The 26211-nt window shown below is 63.5% G+C and carries 22 protein-coding genes; 6 read left to right on the forward strand and 16 right to left on the reverse strand.

All coding sequences use genetic code 11. The features are described 5' to 3' along the window. Nucleotides 1-24: 24 nt before the first annotated feature. Together hemH and hemG are read right to left on the reverse strand one after the other, a co-directional pair. Nucleotides 25-1086: a ferrochelatase gene (gene hemH / locus AArc1_RS06635; protein ID WP_117363632.1), complete on the reverse strand. Its 1062-nt coding sequence runs from the start codon at nt 1084-1086 to the stop codon at nt 25-27. 80 nt (nt 1087-1166) lie between these two features. Then, the gene (gene hemG, locus AArc1_RS06640) at nt 1167-2426 is read right to left on the reverse strand and encodes a protoporphyrinogen oxidase (RefSeq protein WP_117363633.1); all 1260 of its coding nucleotides are present in this window, start codon (nt 2424-2426) and stop codon (nt 1167-1169) included. Nucleotides 2427-3184: 758 nt separating this feature from the next. On the opposite strand from hemG, the gene AArc1_RS06645 reads away from it, so the two are divergent. Beyond that, complete coding sequence (locus AArc1_RS06645; protein WP_117363634.1) at nt 3185-3781, forward strand: class I SAM-dependent methyltransferase; 597 nt, start codon at nt 3185-3187, stop codon at nt 3779-3781. A 30-nt stretch (nt 3782-3811) separates the two neighbouring features. Here AArc1_RS06645 and AArc1_RS06650 read toward each other — a convergent pair whose 3' ends face one another. Further along, a complete protein-coding gene (locus tag AArc1_RS06650; protein WP_117365802.1) occupies nt 3812-4057 on the reverse strand; it encodes a DUF7861 family protein in 246 nt (81 codons plus the stop codon). A gap of 305 nt (nt 4058-4362) precedes the next feature. Here AArc1_RS06650 and AArc1_RS06655 point away from each other — a divergent pair, with 305 nt between their 5' ends. Together AArc1_RS06655 and AArc1_RS18960 are read left to right on the forward strand one after the other, a co-directional pair. Further along, nucleotides 4363-7224, forward strand: a complete 2862-nt coding sequence (locus AArc1_RS06655; RefSeq protein WP_117363635.1) for a PAS domain S-box protein — start codon at nt 4363-4365, stop codon at nt 7222-7224. Beyond that, nucleotides 7221-7439, forward strand: coding sequence for a hypothetical protein (locus AArc1_RS18960; protein WP_117363636.1), 219 nt, complete (start codon nt 7221-7223; stop codon nt 7437-7439). Before AArc1_RS06655 ends, AArc1_RS18960 begins: the two co-directional genes overlap by 4 nt. A gap of 105 nt (nt 7440-7544) precedes the next feature. Here the strand turns inward: AArc1_RS18960 and AArc1_RS06665 are convergent, their stop codons facing one another. Further along, nucleotides 7545-9347, reverse strand: coding sequence for a hypothetical protein (locus tag AArc1_RS06665; protein ID WP_228442397.1), 1803 nt, complete (start codon nt 9345-9347; stop codon nt 7545-7547). 285 nt (nt 9348-9632) lie between these two features. On the opposite strand from AArc1_RS06665, the gene AArc1_RS06670 reads away from it, so the two are divergent. Next, on the forward strand, nt 9633-10694 hold the full coding sequence (locus tag AArc1_RS06670) for a DUF4352 domain-containing protein (protein ID WP_117363638.1): 1062 nt from the start codon (nt 9633-9635) through the stop codon (nt 10692-10694). Between the two features lie 71 nt (nt 10695-10765). On the opposite strand, the gene AArc1_RS19775 is transcribed toward AArc1_RS06670, so the two are convergent. The 9 genes from AArc1_RS19775 to AArc1_RS06690 all read right to left on the reverse strand — a co-directional run bounded on the left by AArc1_RS19775 (nt 10766) and on the right by AArc1_RS06690 (nt 20428). Next, complete coding sequence (locus AArc1_RS19775; protein ID WP_449289247.1) at nt 10766-10888, reverse strand: DUF7563 family protein; 123 nt, start codon at nt 10886-10888, stop codon at nt 10766-10768. After that, nucleotides 10875-11051: a hypothetical protein gene (locus AArc1_RS18965; protein ID WP_186336657.1), complete on the reverse strand. Its 177-nt coding sequence runs from the start codon at nt 11049-11051 to the stop codon at nt 10875-10877. Before AArc1_RS18965 ends, AArc1_RS19775 begins: the two co-directional genes overlap by 14 nt. A gap of 714 nt (nt 11052-11765) precedes the next feature. Beyond that, nucleotides 11766-11927, reverse strand: a complete 162-nt coding sequence (locus AArc1_RS18675; protein WP_154670613.1) for a hypothetical protein — start codon at nt 11925-11927, stop codon at nt 11766-11768. Nucleotides 11928-12242: 315 nt separating this feature from the next. Then, nucleotides 12243-14108: a hypothetical protein gene (locus AArc1_RS06675; protein ID WP_228442445.1), complete on the reverse strand. Its 1866-nt coding sequence runs from the start codon at nt 14106-14108 to the stop codon at nt 12243-12245. Between the two features lie 246 nt (nt 14109-14354). Next, nucleotides 14355-16244, reverse strand: a complete 1890-nt coding sequence (locus AArc1_RS06680; protein ID WP_117363640.1) for a midas domain-containing protein — start codon at nt 16242-16244, stop codon at nt 14355-14357. A gap of 210 nt (nt 16245-16454) precedes the next feature. Then, nucleotides 16455-16583 (reverse strand): DUF7564 family protein, encoded by a 129-nt coding sequence (locus tag AArc1_RS19780; protein WP_449289248.1) that lies wholly within the window; start codon nt 16581-16583, stop codon nt 16455-16457. Between the two features lie 92 nt (nt 16584-16675). Further along, nucleotides 16676-17311 carry a hypothetical protein gene (locus AArc1_RS06685; protein WP_117363641.1) on the reverse strand — a complete coding sequence of 212 codons (636 nt, stop codon included), beginning with the start codon at nt 17309-17311 and terminating at the stop codon, nt 16676-16678. Nucleotides 17312-17503: 192 nt separating this feature from the next. Further along, nucleotides 17504-17680 (reverse strand): hypothetical protein, encoded by a 177-nt coding sequence (locus tag AArc1_RS18970; protein ID WP_186336658.1) that lies wholly within the window; start codon nt 17678-17680, stop codon nt 17504-17506. Nucleotides 17681-17899: 219 nt separating this feature from the next. Continuing rightward, on the reverse strand, nt 17900-20428 hold the full coding sequence (locus AArc1_RS06690; RefSeq protein WP_117363642.1) for a bacterio-opsin activator domain-containing protein: 2529 nt from the start codon (nt 20426-20428) through the stop codon (nt 17900-17902). A 519-nt stretch (nt 20429-20947) separates the two neighbouring features. Between AArc1_RS06690 and AArc1_RS06695 the strand changes: the two genes are divergently transcribed. Beyond that, the gene (locus AArc1_RS06695; protein WP_228442398.1) at nt 20948-23581 is read left to right on the forward strand and encodes a S8 family peptidase; all 2634 of its coding nucleotides are present in this window, start codon (nt 20948-20950) and stop codon (nt 23579-23581) included. A 79-nt stretch (nt 23582-23660) separates the two neighbouring features. On the opposite strand, the gene AArc1_RS18975 is transcribed toward AArc1_RS06695, so the two are convergent. Continuing rightward, the gene (locus tag AArc1_RS18975) at nt 23661-23885 is read right to left on the reverse strand and encodes a hypothetical protein (RefSeq protein ID WP_117363643.1); all 225 of its coding nucleotides are present in this window, start codon (nt 23883-23885) and stop codon (nt 23661-23663) included. A gap of 956 nt (nt 23886-24841) precedes the next feature. Between AArc1_RS18975 and AArc1_RS06710 the strand changes: the two genes are divergently transcribed. Then, the gene (locus AArc1_RS06710; RefSeq protein ID WP_228442399.1) at nt 24842-25246 is read left to right on the forward strand and encodes a histidine kinase; all 405 of its coding nucleotides are present in this window, start codon (nt 24842-24844) and stop codon (nt 25244-25246) included. A gap of 71 nt (nt 25247-25317) precedes the next feature. Here the strand turns inward: AArc1_RS06710 and AArc1_RS19485 are convergent, their stop codons facing one another. After that, nucleotides 25318-25443, reverse strand: coding sequence for a hypothetical protein (locus AArc1_RS19485; RefSeq protein WP_267130094.1), 126 nt, complete (start codon nt 25441-25443; stop codon nt 25318-25320). 120 nt (nt 25444-25563) lie between these two features. After that, the gene (locus tag AArc1_RS06715; protein ID WP_117363646.1) at nt 25564-26196 is read right to left on the reverse strand and encodes a hypothetical protein; all 633 of its coding nucleotides are present in this window, start codon (nt 26194-26196) and stop codon (nt 25564-25566) included. Between the last annotated feature and the right edge of the window lie 15 nt (nt 26197-26211).

Raw genomic sequence — 26211 nt, forward strand, 5'->3', positions numbered from 1 at the left:
AGGCGGCAGGTTCTGCGGTGGACGTTACTGTGGCGGCAGGCCAGCGTTGTAGCAGTACGTCCCTGGCTCGTTGCGACACTCACACTGGCGAAGCTGGTAGTACGACGGCTCGAGGTCGGAGAGGAACGGCTCGATGGTGTCGGCGAGCAGCGTCGGGAACCGTGGGTCGTCGTGCGGGACCGGCACCCGATGGAGGTCGAGGTCGACAGCGTCGGCGTCCTCGCGGAGGTCGATGTCGAGTTCGACGAGCGTCTCGGATTGTTCGTGCATGAAACTCATCGGCTCGACGATGACGCGTTCGGCCTCGCCCTCGAGTCCTTCGACGACGTCTTCAGTGTCGGGTTCGGTCCACTCGATCCCGCGGTTCGAGTGGTTCTGGTAGCCGATCTCGTACTCGGGGATGCCGGCGATGTTAGCGAGGGCCTCGGCGTGTTCCCGGACGTACTTATCGTACCGACTGCCCTCCTCGAGATACTTCTTCGGGGTGCCGTGGGCGGAGAAGACGAAGGCCGTATCGGGGTCCTCGAGGTCGACTCCTTCCGCTTCGACGAACTCCCTGATCCCCTCGGCTCGGAGACGGTTGTACGTGGGGACGCGATGCCAGCCGGTGATCGCGGTGAACTCGGGGTCGTAGCCGTCGGTCTCCTCGATCGCTGACTCGAGCGAGTCGATTGCCGAGACCGTTGTCGAGGGGCCACACAGGGGATAGATCGGAACGGCGATGACCGAGTCGATCCCGGCCTCGGCCAGTTCGGCGGGGATGTCCGTGATCAGCGGTTCCATAAACTGCATCGCGTGGAAGACGGACACGTCGTGACCGCGTTCGGACAGTCGCTCGTCGATCCCCGCCGCCTGGGCTGCTGCCTGCTCTTGCAGCGGCGAACCGCCGATCTGCTCGTACTCCTCCATCAGACTCGGCAGTCGCCGTTTTGCCAGCTCTCGAGAACGTTCCCAGGCTGCCTCTTCGGACGCTGCGTCCTCGAGGTCGGCGTTGTCGAAGAAGATTCGCGTCAGATACTCGAGAACGACCTCACGATCCGGCTCGGACGGTTCACCGAAGTTCAACAAGACAATACCAGTTTCCATGGACGGCGCTTAGGATGGGACTGGTATAGATACTTCGAAGGCGGAAGCCACGTCGGCCACATCCGACGGTGACGGGCGGCTCAGTCGGTGAGTTCGCGTTCGAGTCGCGAAGCAGCACGGATGCGGCCAGGAATCCCCGGTCGGTCGACGAAGTTCGTACAGAGGTGGATTCCGGGCGGTAACTCGAGGTCGTCCATCGCTCGCCAGGAGCGGTCGTAGGCGGGCATTCCCGGCTCCCAGCGATGGACGTGGATCGGCGTCGCAGCCGCGCCAGTGATGCGTTCGAACTCCCTGGCAGCGACCTGTCCGAGCTCGTCGTCCGACTGTTCGACCATCCCGGGAGTGCTCAGCGGATCGACGTAACAGGTAAAGAGTCGATCGCGGCCGAGGAAACTGGCGTTCCAGGTCAGGCCGCTGATCTGGGCGCTCGAGTCCGGCGGGACGAGCGTGCCGATCCCTGTCCCATCGAAATCCGACTCGAGATAGACCATCCCGATGGGGTTGTAGTTGAACCGTCGGATCGTCGCCGCGAGATCGGAATCGACGTCCGCGAGCAGGTCCGCACACACCGGCGCGGGTGTCGTCAGGACGACTTCGTCGACGGTCGTGACGCCGTCGTCGGTCTCGAGGTCGTAGCCGTCGCCGCTCTCGTGAATCGATTCGACGGCGGTTCCGAGTTCGATAGCGTCCGCGTGGGCCTCATAGAGGCGATTAGGGAGCACACCGAGGCCGTCCTCGAACGTACAGATCGCTGGTGGGTCGCGTCCCTGGAGGAGCTTTCTGACGATCCACAGAAGCACGCTCCGGTCGATTCCCGCGTTCTCGAGGGCCCGGCCGAGTGAGTACTCGACGAGCATGTCATCCGGGTGTGTCCCGTACAGACCGCTGTACAGCGGCCCGAGATAGCGTCGGGACGCCTGTCGGCCGAATTTCCTGGTGAGAAACGCGTCGACGCTCTCGTCCGGTTTCGCCGGTCCGTACAGCGGCTCGAGAAGGATTCGAAGCTTCCCTCGGATACTGAGCAGGTCAGTCGTGAGCGCGTCGCGAACCGACAGTGGGGCGACGTGGAGGTCGCCGTCGTGGTAGATGTAGATCGGCTGGTCTTCCCCTAGCCGTAACTCGTCTTCGAGGCCGAGATCCGTGACCATCGATTCGATTCCCGGCGTCAACCGGAGCCGTTGTGGCCCCAACTCGAGGACGTGTCCGTCGATACGTCGACTCTGGACGACTCCCCCAGGGTCCTCGCGCGATTCGAACGCGACGACGTCGACCTCTCGATCGGCGAGTGAATGGACGAGGGAGAGTCCGGACATTCCGGCCCCGACGACACCGATGTTCATCTCATTTATCGTTTCGGTCGAGTGCTTTTTACTGTGTCGGGATGCCCGTGTGAGAAGGTTCAGTCAACTACGTGGTACGTTAGCCAATATATCCAGGTCGCAGTCTCGAGGTGCGTCATCGACTCGGCTTTCTCAGCCCAATCCTATCAACAAAATTGCTTTCTGAAACTGCTCGATATTGCATATGGTTCAAAATTCCGTCTCGAGAGGGGTCGAGTACGGCCACGGACAGAAACAGCGTGATATCCTGCTACGGCGTCGGAACCAAAGGCGGTCATGCACGTCGGTTCGGACATCGGTTAGCCGTGTACAAACAGCCTTCGAGTCGTTCTGAGTGTTTTCGAGTCTGACAGTCCCAGGTGTCACATCTCGAGGAATAGACCGTTCGACGGCCCGAGTTCTGCTCGTTCGGGGCAACCAGTAGCTGACACCCGCTACGGTGGTATTTGAATTGTTTGAACAACCATTTTAAAATAATATCTGTTGATTAATGACAGCAGTGTCGTACACAAACGCGTGGTGCGTATCCGTGACAGCGCGACGATCAGCCTCGAGCGTGGACGATGGGGCTGCGGTCGGGATCGGAGCGGTGTTGTTTGAGGCGAGGCACGTACTGGCAGTCAACGGCCCCGTCACGGCGCGTATTTGCCAACTCGTACTAGCGGATTCGCCACAACCGACCGCACTGGCGGATTGTCGGTGTGTGTACCCCGAATCGCCCCCGTAGCGGTCAAGCCTGCAGAGGCCGTGACACACGTATGGACCGAAACGAGGTGCGGCGGGCCTGGGACGTCGTCTCGGAGACGTACGCCGAACGGCGATCGCCGGACGGATCGGACGCGAAACTGATCGACGAACTTCTCGAGTCGCTCCCCGAGCGTCCTGCGGTGCTCGACATCGGCTGTGGCGACGGCGCGCGGACGCTTGCAAACCTGCCACCGGGGAGCGTCGGCCTCGATATCTCCCGACGTGGGCTCGAGCTCGCAGCAAAGACGGTCCCGGCGGCGCGGCTGATCCAGGGTGAGATGTCGACGTTGCCGGTCGCCGATCACCAGTTCGACGCGATAACGGCCTATCACGCGGTGTTTCACGTCCGACGGGAGCGCCATCCACTGGTGTACGACGAGTTCGCCCGCGTACTCCGTCCGGGCGGTCGCCTGCTCCTGACACTGCCAGGCGGCCGGTTCGAGACGGTTCGTCGCGGCTGGATGGGCGGTCAGATGTTCTTTTCGACGCCCGGCCGTGAGCAAACGCTGGCCCAGTTGCGCGAAGCGGGGTTCTCGGACTTCCGAACGGAGATGGCAACCGATCCGCTCGGCAGCCACACCGAGTTCGTCTTCGCAACCTGCGAGTGACGAGCCGACGTCGACGTAAAGGCGGTCGGCTCAGCCGCCACGCGTTCGATACCAGACTTGCGACCCGATCGGTGAGTCGCCGTCCTCGAGGTCCAGCCGGCGAATCACCAGGTCTCGAATCGCCAGTGTGACGACGAGCTCGATCCGTTCACCCTCGGGCGTTCGAACCTCGAAGACGCCGTGGCCGTCCCGCTGTTCGAGGCCTTCGATCACTCCGACAGACCACCGCTCGAGGTCGTGGGTCGGTTTCCGTGCGTGGATTCGGTCGTGAGCCACGTTCGAACGAACGGCGTCGATGAAGTTGAGGGTAGCGGACACGACGATCTCGCCATCGCGGCGGTAGCAAGGACTCCGGTGCCGTCGGGATCGACGTCGACGGCCGAGGACGGCAGTCGCCGGCCACCTCGACTGCACGTGACCTCTGTTCACGAGGTGATCTGCGGACAGGGGGTGGACGATTCTCAGTGAGTAACTCGATAAGCCGTGCGCGCTAAGCTACACTATCGCTCTTCCGCGGTGGACGACCAGCCACCGCCAGGAACAGTCGCGATCTGACACACCCGATCGCCAGGAGAAACACAATGTCAGGGAAGGCCAACCTAGAACCGAAACGAGACACGCCGCCATCTCGACACCCGGATCCGTTCTTCGGTGAAGAAATAGCCACTGGCATCGGTGGGCTCGTCTGTCTCGATACCACCGGGACGATCGTCTTCGCCGGTCCGTACGTCGGGGAACTCGTCGGATACGACCCGGATGAGTTGTTCGGCCGACCGCTCGTGGACCTCTTCGCCGACGACCGAGACGACCCACTCGAGCAGTTCCTCGAGCAGGGCCGATCGCGTCCCAAGCATCAGGACGACACACTGAGCGGCGGGGCACTGGAATGTACTCACTCGCTCGTCCACGGTGACGGTCGGCTCGTTCCGGTCACCCTCGCGGTCGACGAGGTCGAGCACGATGGACGCCGACTCCTGATCGTTCGGCTTCGAAACCGGACCGAACTCGAGGCGGACCGACGGTACGACGGGGTCGTCAACACCGTCGCTGACGGGATCTACTACCTCGACAGTGAGGGACGATTCGTCGCGGTCAACGATCGGATCGTCGAGGCGACCGGGTACGAGCGCGACTACCTCCTCGGGGAGCACGTCTCGGTGCTTCTCGACGACGAGACGATCGAGCGAACCGAACACCGGATCCGTGAACTGATGCGGACCGGCGGAGAGTCGGTTACGCTCGATCTCGACGTCACGACCGCGACGGGCGAGCAACTCCCCTGTGAGTTGCGCCTGTCAGTTCTCGAGCGACACGGCGAGTTCGTCGGAACCGTCGGCGTGGTTCGCGACGTCACCGACCGCCTCGAGCGAGAACGCGCCGTCGAGCACCGATCGGCCGTGATCGAGTCGGCGATCGATGGGATGGGATTCTCCGACGAGACCGGCGAGCTCTGCTACGTGAACCCTGCTCTAGCCGAGTTACACGGCTACGACGAGCCGGAAGCCCTCGTCGGGACCTCCTGGAAGGTGCTTTTCCCCGAAGAAGAGGCCGACCGCATCGAACGGGAGATCCTGCCGATCGTCCTCGAACGTGGCTACTGGCGCGGCGAGGCGACCGGGAAGCGCGCGGACGGCTCACGGTTCCCCCAGGAGCACTCGCTTACGGCCCACGGCGACGGGATCGTCTGCGTCGCTCGTGACATCACCGAACGGAAAACGAGAGAACGACAGCTCGAGGCGCTCATCGAAGTCGCCCGCGAACTGATGAGCGCGGACACCCACGACGATATCGCCCAGATCGGGATCGAGGCGGTCGAGAACGTCCTCGAGTTCGAGGTCGCCTGTATCCGCCTGTTCGACGAGGACGCGAACCGTCTCGCGTTCGTTGCGCTGACCGACGGTGCCCTGGAGCTTCTCGAGACGCAGATGGCGTACGACCTGGAGTCGACGCTCGCCGGCCGGGCGTTCAGAGACGAGGAGCCGCTGATCAACGCGACCGATCAACGCGGCGATGTCGGCTCCGAGTCGCCGTTCGAGAACGCGAGCGTTCACGTTCCGATCGGACGGTGTGGGGTTCTCAGCTTCATCGTTCGAAGCGATGAACAGGTCGACGACAACGACGTCCACCTCGTCGAACTGCTGGCGATGGGGATCGGAGCGGCGCTGGAGCGGGCCGACCGAACCCGCCTGCTCCGCACCCAGGAACGGGAGTTGCGCCAGCAGCACAACCAACTCGAGACGTTGATCCGGATCAACGCCGTCAACAACGAGATCAGCACCAGCCTCGTGGCGGCGACGGTTCGCGAGGAACTCGACCGGACGATCTGTGAGCACCTGGTGGAGTCGGAGTTCTATCAGAGCGCCTGGATTGGCCGCATCGAAGGGGCAAGCGATCGCTTCGGATCTGCCATTGGCGTCGGCGTCGAAGAGAGCTACCTCGACACAATCACGAACGCGTCGCTGTCGGGAATCGGTGGCGGCGTCGTCAAGCGAGCGATCGAGAGCCAGGAGATGCACGTCATCTACCAGTACCAGATCGACGGCATCAACGGGGCCGACGAGGAAGACGGTGAGGCCGGCGAGGACGTCGAGTCGATCGCGGCCGTGCCACTGCTGTTCGGCGATCGACTCGTCGGTGTCCTCGTCATCAACAGCGTTCGCGACGACGTCTTCTGTGAGCAGGCCGTCAGCGGCTTCGAATCGCTCGGGAAGGTCATCGGATTCGCACAGAACGCGCTCAAGAGCCGGAAGTTGCTCCTCGCCGATTCGATCGTCGAACTCGAGTTTCGCGTGGCCGATCCGGCCGTGTTTCACATCCGGCTCACGGCGGATCTCGACTGTCGGTGTGAGTTTCAGCGCGGAATTCCCATCGAAAACGGCCGTCTCATCACCTACGACAGGATCGTGGGCGCTGAGCCGTCGGCCGTCCTCGAGGTCGCCCAAGAGGCTGCTCACATCGAGCGCGCTCGCGTCGTCTCCGACCGTCCCGAGGGCTTCGTCCTCGAGACCGTCACGTCACACTCGCTGGTCCAGCACGCACTCGAACTGGGGACGACCGTGCGGTCCGCGGTCGCCGACGGTGGCGAGGGGACGGTCCTCATCGAAGCACCGCACACGGCAGACGTTCGCGAACTTGTCGGCGCGTTCGTGCGCGAGTTCGACGCGCTCGAACTCGTCGCAAAACGCGAGCGTGACCACTCCGTGACGACCGCTGATGAGTTCCGTACTGCAGTCGCGACGAACCTCACGGAAAAACAATGCGGGGCGCTCGAGGCGGCGTACCTCGCTGGCTACTACGACTGGCCGCGGAAGACGACCGCCGAAGAACTCGCCGAGTCGATGGACATCTCGTCGTCGACCTTACACCAGCACCTCCGGAAAGCCAACTGGAACCTGCTGTCGGCGTTCTTCGACGAGCCGACGAGCACACCTCGAGTAGAATGACCACGAGCATCAAACTCTACGGATCGAAAGCAGAACGGTTCGAACAGATCAAGGCGACGCTCACCGAACAGCTCGGCTACGAGCCGTCCAACCCGGAAGTCGTCGGGCTGCTGATGGCGTCGTTCGACGAAGACGATGGCGGCTGGTCTCGAAGATACGGCGGATCGGCGAAGCCACAGCCTTCGCGGGACGTGAGACGACGGCATATCCACTGAGACGAGCTGTCGGAGACAGTTTCGGCGCACCCGCAGCACGTCACCGGCGATGGCGTTCGCTCGCGGGGAGTTGGTGCGGTGAAAAATCGACTGGTTGGTGTCCGCTCAGCCCAGGACGGCGGAGACGAGGCTGTCGACGGCTGCGCCGATACTCGCGGTCAGGCTCGAGCGCGCGTCGTTCTCGTCATCATCGTCGCCATCGTCGCCATCGTCGTCATCATCGTCGGTATCGGTGGCTTGACCACAGTCGGAATCGTAGGACTCCTCGAAGCTGCTGTCGTCCATCGAACTCTCGAAGCTGCTGCGTTCGGAGTCGGTGTCGGAGTCGCTGCGGGTACTCTCTCGCTGGTCGACGTCGCTGTCGCTGTCGCTCTCTTCGAGCGTGCTCTCGGTCTGGCTGTCGTCGGTGCGCTCTGAGCGGTCAGACTGGCTGACGTCGGCGGCGCTGTCGGAGTCGTTGCTGGAGTCGTTCTCGACGTCGAGGTCCTCAACGGTGTCGACGCCGCTGTCGCTCTCGCTGTCGGTGTCGAGTGCGGAATCGCTCGATTCGCTGTACTCGCTCTCACTTACGTCACTCTCGTCGCTGGTCGTACTCCCATCGCGCTCGCTGTACGTGCGGTCGCTCGAGAGTTCGCTCTCGTCGACGTCGATGCTCCGTTCTTCGTTGTCGTTGTCGGTGGTGTCGAGGCTGTGCTCCTGTTGGTCGCTCTCGGCCTCGCCGCGGTCGCTTTCGTGCTGGTCGCTCGCGGATTCGCTGTGAGCCCGGTCGCTGTCGCTGGTGCTCGCGTCGCGGTCGCTCTCGTCGACGGACTGTTCGGAGCCCTGTCGGTCGGTCTGGCTCGCGTCGCGTTCGGAGTCGTCGTACTCGCTACGATCGCTGTCGCTGTCGGAGCTGGAGCGGTCGCTCTGGGTGAGTTCGGTCTCCATGGCGTCGCGGTCGGACTCGTCGAAGGCGCTCTCGCTGACGCTACGGTCGCTCTCGCTCGCGTCACTGTCGCTCTGGGTACGCTCTTCACTGTCACTGTCGCTGTCGCTGTCGATGCGGTCGAAGCTATCGCGGTCGTTCTCGCCGCGGTCGACTTCGTCGCGTTCGTCGCTTTCGGAGTCGGTCTCACGCTCTTCGCTCTCGCTTTCTTGGCTCTCGCTCTCGTCGCTTTCTCGGTCGTCTTCGTCGTACTCGCTCTCGCTCACATCGCTCTTGCTCTCCTCGACGGTCTGCTCGTCGCGGTCGCTCTCGTCCATCTCGCTGTCGCTATCGCTCTCCTCGAGGCTGCTCGAGTCGGATTCGCTGACGTCGACGTCGCGGTCGTCGTAGTCGACGTCGCTTTCGCTGACGTCGCTCTCGCTTTCGTCTGTCGAGGCCTCGCTCTCGTCGGTGTCGACCGAGCTGTCACTTGCACTGACGTCGCGCTCGTCGGAGGTGCTGTCGCTCGCGCTCGCGTCGCTCTCGCTGTGTGTGCTGTCACGGTCGGTCGTCCTGTCCTCGCGCTCACTGACGTCACGGTCGAGGTCGCTCTCGTCCTCGGCGATCTCGACGTCCGAGTCGTCGATCTGGCTCTGGCTCTCCGAGCGGTCGCTCTCGTCGACGTCGCTGACGTCGCGCTCGCTGCTCGAGTCACGCGCTTCGTCGCGGTCGTTCTCCTCGTAGGTGCTGCCGTCGCGGTCGGAGACGCTGTCGCTTTCGCTGTCACGGTCGCTCTCTTCGAGTTCGCTCTCTTCGAACTCACTCGAGCTGTCGCTCGTACTGTCGCTCTCGCTCAGGTCGGCGTCGCTCGAACTCTCTCGGAGATCACTACTGGATCGGTCCCGCTCGCTACTACTGTCCTGTTCGGTTTCCTCGGTTTCGTCCGACGACGAGGTACTGTCGTCGACGGTTTCGCCTTCGTCACACCGATCGTCCACTTGCATGCTAGCGCCGGAGCTCGCTCCGGCAAGGCCGCTTACGCCGGTTACCCCCGCTAACACCAAGAGACCAATCACTGTGAGGATTGTTACGTTCTGGAACATTCGATGCTCTGACCCAATCTCGTAGGTCGGCTCACCCTTCGACACAGGGGCTCAAGAACTGGCGACGAAGGCCCGGGAAGATCCGGGAGCGATCGGGGGTGCCACCAGTTGCCCTCGAGGAGAATCTTCCCGGTTCGACGGGCATCTTCACCCACTGTACTTGCCCTGGGGCCACCGGAATCGACTATGAACCGAATCGACCGTCGAACGTACCTCGCGCTGGTCGGTGGCGCCACCGTCGCCATGGCCGGCTGTTCGGGTGAGGACGACGAGCCGTCGATGGACGAGCGTGACGCGGACGAATCGGCTACAGCGGCCGACGACGCCACCTCGAGCGACGACCCCGACCCAGGCACCGACTCGGTCTCCGAGCGAGCCGAATCCGACGACCAGACCGACGAGGCCGAACTCGGCGAACTCCTCGAGGTCGATCCCCTCAGTGCGGTCGTCTCGACGCTCGAGGTGGTCGAGGACGCCGTGATCGAGCCCGACGACGAGGTACTCGGGGCCGAGGACGGACGGGCGTTCGCCGTCGTCGACGTCGCCTTCCAGCACGCCGACGACGGGGTCGAGCCGGTGATCGACGTCGACGAGACGGTGGCGGTCGAACTCGGCGACGAGGACGGCAAGACGTACGACCGCGTGGACGAACTCGAGATCACAGCACTCGACCCCACTGCGAGTCGCCTCGCACCTGGCGAAGTCGTCCGCGGTGATCTCATCTACGACGTTGTCGACGACGCCGAGGGACTCGTACTCGAACTCGAGCCGGAAGCGAGCGGCGACTCAGTCGTCGTCGACCTCGGGGCGGAGTCGGACGACGAGCGCGTCGAGACGCTCGAACAGGAGGTCGCGGAGGTAGAGACGTTCTCTCAGGGCGTCGAGCACGGCGGGATCGACGTCGCGGTCGGGAGTCTCGAACACGGGAACAACCTCGGCGGATTCATGCAGTCCGACGAGGGGTACGAAATCGTCGCGGTCGGCGTCACCGTTCATAACGGAAGCGGTCGGGATCGGGCGCTTACGCCGGAGCAGACCCAGCTCAAAGACGACACGGGGCGGATCTACGCCGAAACGTCCGGGACGATGCGGACGCTCGGCGGGCTCGAGGACGTGACGGTTTCCGACGGCGAATCGTACGAGGGCACCGTCGCCTATCAGATCGCGGAGGGGACCGACGACCTGTACTGGATCTTTGACTTCACGGAGTGGGGAGAAACCCAGCGGGTGTTCTGGCAGTTACGGTGAGGGCAGTTCAGATACCGAGTGCGAACCTCGAGTCGCCTCTCTCACCCAATCGACGCGTCGACCTCATCCAATCACATCCCGGACGTGGCGGCGTCGAGACAGTACAGACAGCCGCTCACGCCATCGTCGTTGTCCCCGAACACTCGAACGTACGCTCGAGAGAGATCACTTCCGAAGCGATCACACGAGTGCATTGTCGACGCGAAGCGCGTTGGTCTCCTCGGTTTCGTAGGCGGCCATGATGAGGCCGACGACCTCCGGGTTGGACGGCTCGTAGCCGAGTTGCTGTTCCATACTGGCTTTGATTTCTTCGAATCGGTCACTTTTCGATCCGTAGAGTTTGATGTGTGAGGTCATGTGTCGTCACGTCTCCGTGTCACCGCAGTTGGTCTTCGGGGGCGACCGTGCCGTCGTTCGTCGGTCCCGTCGTGCACCGACGCGGGAACGACGACTCGTATCAGCCGGAGTGGCATCTCGTGCTGGCCGGAGGGTCCCTGCGTCCCCGCTCGCCGACGGCGATACCAACGGCCGTCCCGGATCGTCGCCGTCCCCCGAACGGCAGCCGATCGCTCCCATATGCTCACGAACGACAGCCATTGACACATATCGGCTACCTCTGTAGTTGCAACGGGGCGACCGAAGTACGTTGGTCGGTCCATCCACCAGGCCGGTGGATCTATAGTAGTCGTTGAAACGATTTACGCATCGTTCGCACTCGAGCGGCCAGCATCTGCCGTGTTGGCCGCTGAATCGCGAGCGAGAGTGCAATGACTTTCACTGCCTGCTAGTTCGTCCAATCGGCTCATCGAGTCAGTCGCGCCAGTCGGCTCTGAAGGGGGAATTCCACCGAGCTATGGCGAGCATCGTCGCCTGGTGTGTGATTCGTCGTCCGTTCATGGATCGAGAAGCACCGCGGCTTTCGAGAACTGTCGGGACCGGTCGTGGTGGACCGACGCGATCCGAATCCGGATTGCTGGCTTCGAACGCCGGTGGGAGTCGTCGATTCGTTGGTACTCCGAGTGGTGTGTGGAGACGAGACGAGTTCTGCTGTCATCGACTCGAGCCCGGCCGTCAGATCGCCTGCTGCAGTTCGATTGCGTACGGCGAACTGATCCAGGCGCCCTGTTGCTGTTCGTCGTATATCGTGACGAGGCCGCTGATGTCGACGGTTGCGACGACGCTCGTCGGAACGTCGGGCGATTCCGGATCAGGGAAGAGGTCGTTCGTTGCCATGGTGATGAGGGTGGGCGAACGTGGCTCGGTGGACCACGACTCGCGTCTCAGTTCTCAGTAGGTGGCCGGAGTGCAACTGTTCGCTGCCCAGTTACCTCGATCCGACCGCCCGACACACGTTAGCAAGAGTCTGTCGGTCCCGACAGTGCGTGACCCGCTCGAGGTGTCGCCCTCGAACAGCTGGGTGATTCGACTGTGGGAACACCGCGGAAGGTCAGGTCGTCCCGATCGAGTCGCTCCTTGAGGGGCGACACCAGGATCGTGCGGTCGCTCGGGGGGACACCGGCTCTCAAAAATAGAAGGGGAGTTCGCGTCTTAGCCAAGCAGGCCGGAGACGAGGCTGTCGACGGCTGCGCCGATGCTCGCGGTCAGGCTCGAGCGGGCGTCGTTATCGTCGTCATTATCCTCATCGCCGTCATCATCGTCGGTGTCGGTGACTTGACCACAGTCGGAGTCGTAGGACTCCTCGAAGCTGCTGTCGTCCATCGAACTCTCGAAGCTGCTGCGTTCGGAGTCGGTGTCGGAGTCGCTTCGAGTGCTGTCTCGTTCGTCGACGTCGCTGTCACTGTCACTGCTCTCGAGCGTGCTCTCGGTCTGGCTGTCGTCGGTGCGCTCTGAGCGGTCAGACTGGCTGACGTCGGCGGCGCTGTCGGACTCGCTGCTGGAGTCGCTCTCGACGTCGACGTTCTCGAGGGTGTCGACGCCAGTGTCACTCTCACTGTCGGAGTCGAGTGCGGACTCGGTCGATTCGCTGTACTCGCTCTCGCTTACGTCGCTCTCGTCGCTGGTTGTACTCCCGTCGCGCTCGCTGGAGGAGCGGTCGCTCGAGAGTTCACTCTCGTCGGTCGCGTTACTGCGCTGTTCGCTGTCGTTATCGCTGCTGTCGAGGCTACTGTCTTGGTGGTCGCTCTGAGTGTCGCTGCTGTCGCTCTCACTCGCGTCGCTGTCGGACTCGCTGTGGGTCCGGTCGCTGTCAGCGCTGCTCGCGTCACGGTCGCTCTCGTCTGCGGAGCTCTCTGCGCCCTGGCGGTCGCTCTGGCTCGCATCACGCTCGGAGTCGTCGCTCTCGCTGCGGTCGCTGTCGCTGTCGGAGCTGGAGCGGTCGCTCTGGGTGAGTTCGGTTTCCGAGGCGTCGCGGTCGGACTCGTCGAAGGCACCCTCGCTCACGCTGCGGTCGCTGTCGCTGGCGTCGCTGTCGGAGCGGTCGTGTTCTTCGGAGTCGCTGTCGGACTCGCTGTCGATGCGGTCGAAGCTGTCGCGGTCGTTCTCGCCGCGGTCGACTTCGTCGCGCTCGTCGCTTTCGGAGTCGCTTTCGCTGTTCGAGCGTTCGCTCTCGTCGGAGCTGCTCTCGTCGGACTCGCTCTCGTCTTCGTCGCGATCGTGGTCGCTCACGTCGCTACGGCTCTCCTCGAGGACGCGCTCGTCGAGGTCGCTCACGTCTTCGTCGCTCTGACTGTCGTGTTCGTCTGCGGCGCTCGCGTTGGATTCGCTGACGTCGACGTCGCGGTCGTCGTAGTCGACGTCGCTCTCGCTGACGTCGCTTCGGCTCTCGTCTGTCGAACTGGCGCTCTCGTCGGTGTCACTCGAGCTGTCGCTTTCGCTCGAGTCACTGGCCTCGGAGGCGTGATCGCTTTCGTTCGAGTCGCGCTCGCTGTGTGTGCTGTCCTGGTCGCTCGCGCTCTCGGTGCGTTCGCTTTCGTCACGGTCGAGGTCGCTCTCGTCTTCGGTGACCTCGACGTCCGAGTCGTCGATCTCGCCGTGACTCTCGTCGTAGTTACTCTCGTCGACAGTGTTGACGTCGCGCTCACTGCTCGAGTCGTGCGCTTCGTTACGGTCGTTCTCTTCGAAGGAACTGGCGTCACGATCGGAGTCGCTGTCACTGGAGCTGTCACGGTCGCTCTCTTCGAGTTCGCTTTCGTCGAACTCGCTCGAGTTGTCGCTCGAACTGTCGCTCTCGCTCAAGTCGGAGTCACTCGAACTCTCTCGGAGATCGCTACTAGATCGGTCCCGCTCGCTACTGCTGTCTGTCTCACGTTCCTCCTCGTCGTCTGCCGACGACGTACTGTCGTCGACGGTTTCGCCTTCGTCACATCGATCGTCCACTTGCATGCTCCCACCGGCACTCGCGCCGGCGAGTCCGCTGACGCCGGCCGCACCGGAGACCACCAAGAGACCAATCACTGTGAGGATTGTTACGTTCTGTATCATTCTACGCTCGTGAACCTATCCCGTAGGTCACTGCTCGCTTCGCCAGTTGGTGTTAAGAACTGGCGACGAAGGCCCGGGAAGATCCGGGAGAGATCGCGCTTGCTGACCCCGATTGGCCCACGCACGGGTCGCCGTCGGCAGTCCGACGGACGTCGAACTCGTCGTCGATCCGCTGGGTCGAAAAATTTCGTGGGCTGAAGCCGCAACCGCTGTCACAGCTTACTCGAGTTTGCTGACGTCGACATCGTAAGAGCCGTCGTCGTTCTCGACGAGAACGCCGTTTCGCTCGAGTTCCTGGGGACTGTCGCCGGTGACGATCAGCCGTTCGGAGATCGTCTCGCAGTCGGAGTCGGTCGTCTGTTCGCGCTCGCTCTGGTCTCGTTCACTTTCGGCTCGTTCACGCTCGCTGTCGGCGTCGGACTCGCTGCGGTCGCTGTCTCGCGTCTCGAGGTCGCGTTCGCTCTCGCTGACGTCACGCTCGCTCTCGCGTTCGCTCTCGTCGGCGCGTTCGCTGCGGTCGCGGTCGCTCTCGTCGCGTTCGCTATCGCGGTCACTGAGCCGCTCGCGTTCGGTGTCGGTGTCTACGTGCTCGTCGACGCCCGTATCGCGCTCGCTCAGGGTGTCGCGTTCGGACGCCGTGGACTCGCTCAGGTCACGCTCGCTCTCCTCACGGTCGTCGGAATACTGACTCCCGTCGCGCTCGCTCGAGGTTCGGTCGGCCTCGCTACCGCGGTCAGCACGCTCGCTTTCGGCGCGTTCGGTGTCGTTGTCCGTGGTATCGAGCGTCGTTTGCTGCTGGTCGCGCTCCGTGTCGCTGCGCTCGCTTTCGAACTCCTCGGCGTCGAAGTCGCTGCGAGCGCTCTCGCTGTCGGCGGTACTCGCCTCTCGGTCGCTCTCCTCGAGCGTGTACTCGCTGCCCTGGCGGGCCTGATCGTGTTCGTCGAGGACCGAGTCGAAGGATTCGCTCAGGAACGATCCGCTGGTGAACTCACTGCGGTCGCGCTCGCTGCGGTCGCTCTCTGTCGCCGACTCCTCGCTCTCGTCGCGATCCGAGTCGCTCGTTTCGCGTTCCTGTTCGTGTTCGGTCTGCTCGCTCGAGTCCGACGCCGCACGCGCTGTGTCGTGTTCGCTGTCGGCGCGTTCTTGCGCATCGGTGTCCTCGCCACGGTCGAAGCGGTCGGCGTCGATCCGTTCGGTGTCGCTTTCGCTTCCGGACTCCTCGTGTTCCTCGCTCGAGGTGGCGTCACGGTCGCTCTCGCGCTCGTCGGCGGTACTCTCACTCGCGTCGCTCGTGTTCTCCTCGGCAGATCGTTCCTCGAGATTGCGTTCGTCCGCGGTAGTCTCGTCGTCGGTCGTTTCGATGTCGCTGCTGTCGTGTTCGCTCGTCTCACGCGCGGTGTCGTCGTGGTCGACGTCGCTCTCACTCCGGTCGCTGGCGTGCTCGTCAGCGACGGCGTCGCGCTCGTCTGCCTCACTCGCGCTTTCGCTTTCACTCGCCTCGCTCTCGTCGCTGGCACTGTCGCTTGCACTCGAGTCGGTCTCGCTGTGGGTGCTGTCGCCGTCCGACTCGGTCGCGTCACGTTCGCTGACGTCGTGCTCGCTGTCGCGTTCGCTCTCGTTGATTTCGACGTCGGTGTCGTCGATTTCGCTCTCGCTGACGTCGCGTGCGGAGTCGTCGACCTCGCTGGCGTCGCGCTCGCTGCTCGAGTCGCGCGCTTCGTCGCGGTCGTTCACTTCGAACTCGCTGCCGTCGCGGTCGTACTCGCTGTCGCTTGCGCTGTCGCGCTCGCTCAACTCGCGCTCGCTCTCGTCGAGTGCGCTCGAGCTCTCGCTCTGGCTGTCGCGTTCGCTGACGTCTCGATCACGGTCGTTTTCGCGGTGGTCGGTGTTCGCTCGGTCACGCTCGCGCTCGCTCTGGCTGTCGCGTTCGTCGATCTCGCTCGTGACGTCGAGGGTTTCGTCCAGGTGCTCGCTCACGTCGCATCGCTCGTCGTCCAAGGTGTAGATGACGGTCTGGTCGTCACCGTTGGTGACGCCGCCAGTCGCGGCGACGACGCCACCTAACACCAGGAGAGCGGCCAACGCGAGGACACCAACGTGGTCTATCATGTGTTTCTGTCCAGTATCTAGTGTTTCCAGCAGGTTCGCTGCGAATCGGTCCCTAGACGGTGCGGTCTTCGGCGCTCGCGCTCAAATAGGGGCGACGAAGAGTGACGAAGAATCGGGCTACACGTCGGGCGTTCGGGGGACAGCGGCTAGTATCAGAACGAACGTGAGGGCTCGAGAAGCGAGGTGTAGTCGTGTCCTCAGGGACCGGTCTCACGTCCCGATCGAACGCCTATCGCCGGGGCTCACTCGACAGTCGGTACAGTAGTATCCGTGGTACCTGTTCGCTCTCCGGTACGTGTCTCCACACGTGATACACAGCGAATTGGATTCGTGACTCATCGTACCTTATCCACGGCGGAACGGGCTCCTATAGGATCGGTGAACGACCGCGACAGATCGGGAAGAATCGCCATCGTTCAACGACGGGCCGATCAGTCGCCGGAGTGGACGACGATCTCAACGGTATCGCCAGCACCCTCGCTCGCGTCGTCGACGGACTCGACACCCTCGAGGACGTACTCCTGGGGATCGACCGGGTCGCCGTCGACGGTCACGCTGACTTCGTCACCGGCGTCCGCGTCGAACTCCTGGCCGTCGACGGCGAACGTCTCGGCCGTCACGCTCATCCCGAGCGTCTCGAGGGCGTACTCGATCGTCACGCCGTCGCAGTGGGTGTGCCACACCGCCGCGTCGTCGTACGCGTGGAAGTGGAAACAGCCGTCGGCCTCGATGTACTGTGGCTGGTTGAAGTCGACGGTGGTGTCGTCGTACTGGACGGAAAGCTGTCCGTGTTCGTGGATCTGAGTGGTCGTATCCGGCTGTGTGGCGGCGGAGCTGTCGCCGTCGTCGGCACCGAGAAACACCAGGGCGTATCCGAGCACGAACACGGCGACGACGATACCCACGCCGGCGTACAGCGCCAGATTCCGTGGTTTCGTCCGATCTCGAGGCGGATCGAGGCGTCGGGAATCGATCGCCCGCAACTCGTCGGCGTGGGCCTGCCTGAGATGGTCGTCGTACGCTTCCTCGGGGACCGCCGCTCCGCAGTACGCACAGTGTGTTTGCATCGGAAGTCGTCGCCAGACAGGCGGTGACGGAGTATGAAACGTAGTCGAAGAATCGAGGCATCGACCGTCGCGTCGGCGGGCACTGGCCAGTACCGACAGCCAGGGTGTCGAAAGCCGCACGAAACGGAGCCGTTGACTCGAGAGCACTACGAAACGAGGCCGTGAACTCGAGAAGTCGCATGCAAGCGGGCCTTACAGAAGTGCGTTGTCGACCTGGAGCGCACTACTCTCGTCGGTCTCGTAGGCGGCCATGATGAGGCCGACGACTTCCGGGTTGGACGGCTCGTAGCCGAGTTGCTGTTCTAAATTGGTTTTGATCTCTTCGAACCGGTCGCTTTTCGACCCGTAGAGTTTGATGTGTGATGTCATGGGTGGTTGCGTTCGTCAGCGACGATAGCAACGATCGTCTATCGACGAGGGGCCCGAACGACGGACAGTCGCTGCCATCGGTTCCCATACGTCACCCTTTGGTACATATTGTCCGCCTATGTAGTTGGACAGTGGACACCCTCTGTCCATCGGTCGCCGACAGACGCCGCCCCACCAGTCGGAAGGTTCATCGGTCGTCATCTTGACGGCGACCGATCGTCACTCCTTGGGGTCTGGGTCGTCAGTGAACACTATCGAGAGGAGCTTTCGCTGGGCGACCCGGAGGTGGTTGTTGAACGTCGGTTGCGAGACGCCGAGGAGGTCGGCGACCCCCTCTCCGGTCGTCTCTCGAGGCACGTCGAAGTAGCCGCTGAGAAACGCCGTCTCGAGCGCCTCGAACTGCTTGTCCGTCAGTGCGTTCTCGAGGTCCGACCGGAAGCCGTAGCCGGGCCGATCGACGAACTCGTGATCTTGCCGTCTGACGAGCGTCGAGTCGGGATAGAGGCCGGTGAAAAAGCCGACGAACTCCCTGACAGTCGTTCGATCGGGGAGCGAGACGACGAGCCGCCCGGCGTCTTCAGACGCCGACATCGTCTTCGGAAGCACGCCGTACTCGAGGAGGCGAGCGACGACGCTGTCTTCGGTGAAAGTACACTCGAACAGGTGTCTGTCACCCCGTTGTGTGACGAGTCGGGTCTCGGTAACCGACGGCGACCGACTGGCGAGTTCGAGTATCCGCTCGACGGGTGCCCCGCTAATCGTAAAAAACCCACGGATCGATCCATCGGGCCGTGAGACGACCGTCTCGAACTCGAACGCACACCCCGTCTCGCGGGCCCACTCGAGGAACTCGATCTCACGGTCGCGGACGCGAAACTCGAGTTCGACGCCGCCGCGACCGACCAGTGCGGCCCTCGTTTCGATCGCGTGTATCGCCTGAGCGACCCAGCGTCCGAGGTCCTCGAAGAGGTCCCGCTCTGCATCGTCGAACCGATCCGGCTGTTCGCTGTACACGGCCAGCCCACCGTAGGTCCGCTCTCGGAAGACGAGCGGAACGCCGACGATCGATCGGTACCCTCGTGTGACCGCCTCCTGGCGCCACTGTTCGTCCACGGAGCCAGTCAGGAGGTGTCGGCTGGCCTGCACCGTTTTCGTCTCGATCGCCGTCGCCATCGGTTCGCCCTGGCCGACGAGCGTGTCCACGCTGGAATCGAGGCGCTCGAGGTAGGGCTTCTCGGCTCCAGCCCACGTCCGCTCGCGGACTCGTTCGTCGACCTCGTCGACGTCGGCGATCCTGACGAAATCGTACTGGCCGGTTGCAACGACGTGCTCACAGATGGCCCGCTCGAGTTCGGGGCGCGTCCACGCCCGGCCGATCACTCGCGCGACGTGTCGAACCAGGTCGAGTCTCGTCTCGAAGCGTTCTGTCTCCAGGTTCGCCCGCTCGAGCCGTCTGTGACACTCGCTCAGACACCGTTGGGACTCGATTCGATCGAGCACCGTCCCGGCGGTCGCACTCGAGAGGCGAACAAACGCGTGATCGAGCGGCGTCAGTCGTGTCCCGTCGATCGTTCCGGCCACGAGAACGCCAGCAGTACCGACCGGCACGACGAGCCCACGGGCCATCGCCGGATTCTGGACCGGCTCGGCCGGTTCGGGATGCACGTCGGCGACGAAGACCGGCGTCCGTTCGACGAAGGCAGTCCAGGCGGGCGTCGATTCCGCCTCGAACGACAGCGTGGTCGCCGATTCGTCGAACCGTGTGGTCACCGCCCGACGGGAGAGTCCGTCGGTGGGCTCGTCGTAGAGGTAGATCGCGACGGCCGCCGATTCGTTCCCGTTTTCGATCACCTCAACGACGGCCTCACAGAGGTCCTGGTCCGTGTCCGTCTCCGTCTCGTTTCCGAGGCGCTCCGTGACCATCGCTTCGAGTCGACTGAGTGCCCGCTCGAGCCCGATGGTGTCGTGATCGGTATCCGCAGTGATGCCAGCGGTTCGATCGCTCCGGTCGAAGACCGTACAGACGTACTGATCGTCCGCTCTGCGAGCGAGCGAGACGAGCACAGGGACGGCATCGCCGTCACGCCTGCGTGCAGTGACCTCCTCGACTGTCCGGCCACGTCTTCGAACGCGGTCGAATACGGTCTCGAGCGTGCTCGCCTCGCTAGCAGGAAACACGCTCGGCAACGACTCTCCGATCAGGTGCTCCGGATCGTAGCCGAACAGTTCACCGTAGCTCGCACTGACCGCGACGAACGACCCCGACTCGTCCAGCAGACAGCTGCCGTCGACGACGTCACTGTAGAACCCGTCCGAGCGCTCGAGTTCGTCCCCGTAGCGGCGATCGACGGCCCGTCGAACCCGCGATGCCAGCAGCCAGTATCCGGCATCGTCCGCGTCGGTCCGCACGTAATCCGTCGCCCCCTGTGAGAGGGCCTCACCGACCAGATCGGTGGCGCGTATCTCCGAGAAGACGATGTACGGAAGTCCGGGAAACGAATCACACACCGCTTCGAGCACGTCCAGGTCGTGGACGATCGGGGGCCGTATCTCCTGGACAACGCAGTCGACCGACTCGAGCGACCGAAATACGTCGTCGCTTCGGGAGGCAACCGTCACGTCGATCCCGAACTCGTCTTCGAAGACGGATTTCGCGGCTCGAACGGTCGTGGCACCCGTATCGACGAAGAGCACGCGAATGGGCTCCCTCGATCGTGGCGTCCCACGGGACGGCGTCGTGCTATTCATCGATGATCATTCCAGTCCGTCTGATCGACACTGTATCGGTAGGTTCCTCCCGACCGCCGATCGTGGTCGTCCAGTTCGGCGAGCGCTCGAGCGATACCGGGAATTCACTCGTGATAACAGGTGACGCAGGTATAGAACGTCGATGCCGACGCTCCTAACTCTCGACACCCGACGTACGTTGGCGCTCGAGTGGCCGCCACTGAAGCCAGCGGTAGGACGATTGGTCCCCTCGCGGACGAGTCGAATGCCCCGACCGTCCTACTCGCTCGTTCTCCCCCACTGTCGTCCCTGTGACTGGTAAAACGCGAACGCAAGCAACGGAAACGGCGAGTATATAACGTGAGACACTATCCGAATCGTCCCGTCTCAGCCGGTGGACTATCCACGTAGCGCCAGCCGTTTTGCCCGTGTCCAAAAGAGGCGCATTTGAACACCGATATGACCGAACAGCGACGATCCTCCCCGATTGGCGAAGAATCTACGCCATCCTCTCCCCGAGATCCTGAGACGACAAGCGGAGTGCACGACGAGCGGGCGTGGCCCCGGAAAACCGTCACCGAACTCCTGTCGGCACCGGCATGGGTGGTCACCGAACTCCTGTCGACACCCTCGAGGGCGACGATGGACCGGCTCCGGGCGAGCCTGGCACCGACACTCGGGCTCCTGTTCGTTCTCGCACCGCTCTGTGGTCGCCGTGGCCTCACGCGACGGTCGGCGCTGGGAACCCTCAGTGCAGGTCTGGCCGGTACCATCGGTCTCGGCACGACCGCGGCCGGTGGGACGGATGGAGACGGGGACGACAGATGCGGGAACGACGGACACGGGGATCGTTACGTCGTCGGTCTCGAAGCGGGAACGTCGACCGAGCGGATCTGCCGGTCGGCCTCGACCCTCCACCGATCGCGCGAGTGTTCGTGGGGCGGAAGCGTCGTGGTCGGCGAGTTCGGCGACGAGACGCGCCGGGAGTTCACAGACCGTCCGGAGGTACGATACATCGAGAAGGATCACGTCCGCCGGCAATCGATACACCGAAGCGTCGAGCAGTCGGACAGCGTGGATCTGGCTGACGAACAGGAGACGCCGTGGGGCGTCGAGCGGATCGGGGCTACCGACCTTCACAGTGCGGGTGCGGACGGTTCGAGTGTGACGGTTGCCATCCTCGACTCGGGTGTCGATCCCGACCACGAGAGTCTCGAGGTGCCGGAGGGGAAAGCGTTCGCCGATTGTAACGGCGGCTCCTGTGCGACCGACTGGGACGACGAAACTGGCCACGGAACCCACTGCGCGGGCACCGTTGGCGCACTGGACAACGGGAAAGGCGTGGTTGGAGTGACACCGGATGTGACGCTCTGTGCGCTAAAGGTGCTCGCCGGCGACGGCTCCGGCTACGATTCGGATATCGCTGCGGCCATCGAGTGGTGTGCGGACAACGACGTCGACGTCATCAACCTCAGCCTCGGCGGAAGCGACGAAGCGCAGGTGCTCGAGGATGCCCTGGAGTACGCCTACGAGCGGGGCGTGCTGATTGTTGCCGCGGCTGGCAATGATGGCTCTACAGGTGGGATCGACTATCCCGCGGCGTACGACGAGTGTATCGCCGTGGGCGCGACGGACGAGCGCGACGGGGTCCCGAGCTGGTCGGCACGCGGCGACGGAATCGAACTCGTCGCTCCGGGCGAAAACGTACTCTCGACGAAGCCCGACGACGAGTACGTCTATCTCGACGGGACCTCCATGTCGACGCCACACGTCGCGGCCATCGGCGCACAGCTGATGAGCCAGGGACTCGAGCACGCGGACGCGACGGACGACGTCGACGACCCCGGTGGCGTCCGCGGCCTCCTCCGGGAAACGGCCGAAGACCTCGGCTTCGACGAGGACGAGCAGGGATACGGCCTGCTCAACTCGTTCGAGGCGCTCGAGGAACTCGAACCGATCACTACCGAGGACGTCACGGCCGTTCGGGCACAGCGCGCGACGCTGAACGGGTCGATGAGATCGATCGAGGACGCGTCGACGGTCGACGTCTCCTTCGAGTGGCGGGAGTCGGACGTATCCGAGTGGACCGAAACCGAGACCGAGTCGGTCGAGCCGGACGCCGAGTTCGACGTCGAACTCGACGAACTGACCCCCGAAACTGAGTACGACGTCCGTGCCGTCCTCGACGATGGAGACGAGACGTCGACCGCGAACGTGGTCACGTTCGAGACCGGACTGGACGAACTCGCCGTCGAAACGGGCGACCTCGAGGCAATCGACCACCGAACGATTCGGGGTGTCGGGACCCTTCGCGGGCTCAGTGACGCCGAGGGCGTGGCGGCATCGTTCAGAATCCGCGAGGACGGCGACGAGGAGTGGGAGTCGAGCGACTCGCAGTCGCTCGAGGCGATCGGCACCTACGAGGCGGAGCTTTCGGGGCTCGAGCCCGAAACGGCCTACGAGGTCGAAGCCGTCGCCGAGGGAGACGACGACCGCACGACCGGCGAGACGGTGACCGTTGACACCGAGGCCGAACCCGGTATTCCGGAGATCGATCGCTTCGAACTCACCGACGACAGCAACGGCCAGTTCGTCCGGTGTAACGTCCACTGGAGAGTCTCGGACCGCGACGGCGACCTCGAACTCGTCGCGACCGAGTTGCGCTACGCCGGTGAGGACGAGGAACTCCACCGCGTCGCATCCGAGATCGACGGCGGCGAGGGAAGCGGCGTTCATACGGTCAGAAACAGCGATCGGTTCGAGGGCGCTGGCAAGGAGTACGAGATCACGCTGACGGTGACCGACGCCGAGGGGAACGTCACCGAGGAACGCGAGGAACTCTCGCTCGACGAGCGTTCCCCCGCGCCCAGCATCGACCGGTTCGAAGTCTCGAGCGACGACTTCCTCGGAACGCCCGAGGCCGTCGTCGACTGGGCGGTCTCGGACGACGGCGAGGAACTCGACGGCGTCGAACTCGAGTTGGTCCGGGCCGACGACGGCGAGGTCGTCGACGACTCGAGTTCGATGGCACGGGGCGAGGAGGCGTCCGACACCGACTCGCTCAGAGACGGTGAGTTCGACGGCGGAGAAGCGGACTACGACGTCACGATCCGTGCGACCGATTACTTCGAACAGACAAGTGAGGAGACGACGCGGATCACGCTGGGCGAGTAACAGGGACCGTCGACCACACAGTGGCAACCGCAACACGGAGCTGGATCCGGGTGAGGCCTAAATACGAGCGAGGGCCAGATCAAAAAAGCGGCACCTCGAGTCCAGACCAGTGTGTGTCAGAGCAGGTGTCTTCGGTCGGTTCGGCTCCTTCCCCTTCGCTCGAGGCGTGTGACTCGAGACTCGACATGAGGAGTCCGAGGACTTCCGGGTTGCTCAGGTCGTACCCCATCCGTTCCGAGAGTTCGCCTTTGATCGTCTCGAATCGGCGTGCCTTCGAGCCGTGAAGCTTGATGTGTGTAGTCATAGCGTCAGGGGGTGTGATACCGTCGCGTTCTGAGTCGGCGGCTCGATTTGGCGCCCCCAGTTCATCCGAGACGCCTCGCTTCGGGTTCGTCTTCGCAGACTGCGTCCGTGTCGTGGTGAGAGGTGCCGATGGCTCGTGTCTGGCAGTCCTGTGTCATGGTTGGAATCTTCGAGACACGACGGCGACCGTTCGATCGCGTTTGGGTCCGTGTCGTCGGACGTAACCGGGAGGGAACACGTGAACTACCCTACCCTACCGCGCTCGGGGCTACTCGCCCCTCGGTTGTAGAGGGTGGGGCTTCCTGTTTCTGTGTCGGAGCTTGCATCCGACGTGGACACAGCGGCTCCAGACTCCGCAGGCGGCTTCCCTTTACGGGTGGTTCGGAGTGTCCCACTCCTACCGGATGGACGCTCGGCCACAACCAACGGTGCGCGCTTCTTGTCGCGCTTGAACACCGCCGGAAGCGTGGTAAGCCGTACTACTCCCTTCGACTGCAGGGATAGTAAGGCCATACCATGCGGTGAAAATAAAACGATGGCGGCGCTGTATCCCCGCCCTACTCGCTCACTTCGTTCGCTCCTCGAGGACGGGGGCTTAGCGCCTATAATCAGCTAAACCTCGGTCGAAAGGACAGCGGCGATCGGGAGGATGTGGGATGGTTCGGCGACGTGTTGCTCTTGCCGAGGCCCGACGACCGGTTCGATCACCGGACTGTCGGCCTGCCGTAAAACCTCGCGGCGTAGGCGGACTCGAGGGCCGAACGCTGTCGCTCCGTGAGCGTGGCGTCGACCGTCTGTCGAAGGGTGTCCGATGGTGTACATTGGCTGTGCCAGACCGAGGCCCATAGGTACCAGTGGTAGGAGTGGCGCGCCCGTTCGTAGCGTATGGTATCTGAAACGGCCACACCGACTGAGACTCGAACACAGCCGCGTTTCGAACCGTGGCAAGCAGGGCTCGTGGGCGGACTCGCCGGCGGCCTCGCGTTCGGCGTGCTAATGACGATGGCGATGGAGACAGTCATCGAGATGGCGATCCCTGGAATGTACGGCTTCGGCCCGTCGCTCGCTCTCGGGTGGGCGATCCACGTGTTTCACTCGATCACCCTCGGCATCGTTTTCGCGCTCGTCCTCCAGATGACCGGGCTCGAGGACCGACTGGGAAGCAACGTCGCTATCGCCGGTGCGGGGCTCGCCTACGGGATCGGCCTCTGGCTCGTCCTCGCGTCGTTCGTCATGCCCGCATGGGTCGGCCTGATGAGGGAGATGGCACCGCCCGTGCCGGACTGGAGCGGCGCGAGTTTCCTGGGTCACGCCGTCTACGGCGTTCTCCTGGGGCTGCTGTACGCATTGCTCGCCCGGTAACGCACGGTACCGCGCCGACCCGGTCGACCCAGTTATCAGAACCGAAGAACCACAGTAGTTGCCCGCTTCGATCACGGGAAGGGTGCGGTTGCGTGCGAGCCCCCGGTGCCGACGACCGCCGGTCGGACGGTCCCGACGGGACCCGCTGTCTGCCAGTCACGACGACCGAACGCTTCGAGGTAGGATTCCAGTCCCATCTCGACCGTACACCGCCCCGCCTGAGCGGTCGTCTCGAGGGATCACCAGCGGTCGTCACGACGACTGAGACGGCACCGACTCGAGGACGCTGACGGTCGAACCGTGAAACCAACCGGTCCTCATCCCGACGATTGCTCGTCGTCCTCATCATCGCCATCGTCAATCTCGTCGTCTTCGTCTTCATCGCCGTCTTCGCCGTCACTCTCCGCTTCCTCGTCGTCGGCTGGGTCGTCGGCGTCCTCGGCTGGTGCTTCCGACTCGAACGTCTGTGCGATACGGGTGAGCAGCTCGCGCCACTCGAGGGAGTCGGCGAGGTACGCCTCGATCCACTCGGTTTCGATCGTGAAGTAGTCGAGTAGGTCCCCGTCGGGATCGGAGGCGATCGCGTCGAGAGACGTCGACGACAGCCCCAGTTCGATAGCGCTCGTGTAGCCGTCGGTGATCAGCTCGATTTCCGTCGCGACGTCGTCGTCGCTCGTCCCGGTCGCGTCGTAGCCGAGTTGGACTCCGTCGTCGGTCTCGTCGACGCTCACTCCCTCGAACCCACGGTCCTCGAGTCCCGTTTCGAACGCCTCGAGTACGGCGTCGTCACTCGGCTGGTCGTCGCCCGAGTCGCTCTCTGTATCCCCTTGCTCGTCCGAGGCCGACCGGTTTTCGGTCTCGTCTTCGCCTGGCCCGGCACTTGGGGTTTCCGTCGAGCACCCTGCAACCACTACTCCAGCTGCCGCTGTCAACAGTGTCCGGCGTTTCATGGCCGTAGCTGGCTC

Origin of the sequence: Natrarchaeobaculum sulfurireducens, from assembly GCF_003430825.1 — an archaeon.
Classification (GTDB): Archaea; Halobacteriota; Halobacteria; order Halobacteriales; family Natrialbaceae; genus Natrarchaeobaculum; species Natrarchaeobaculum sulfurireducens.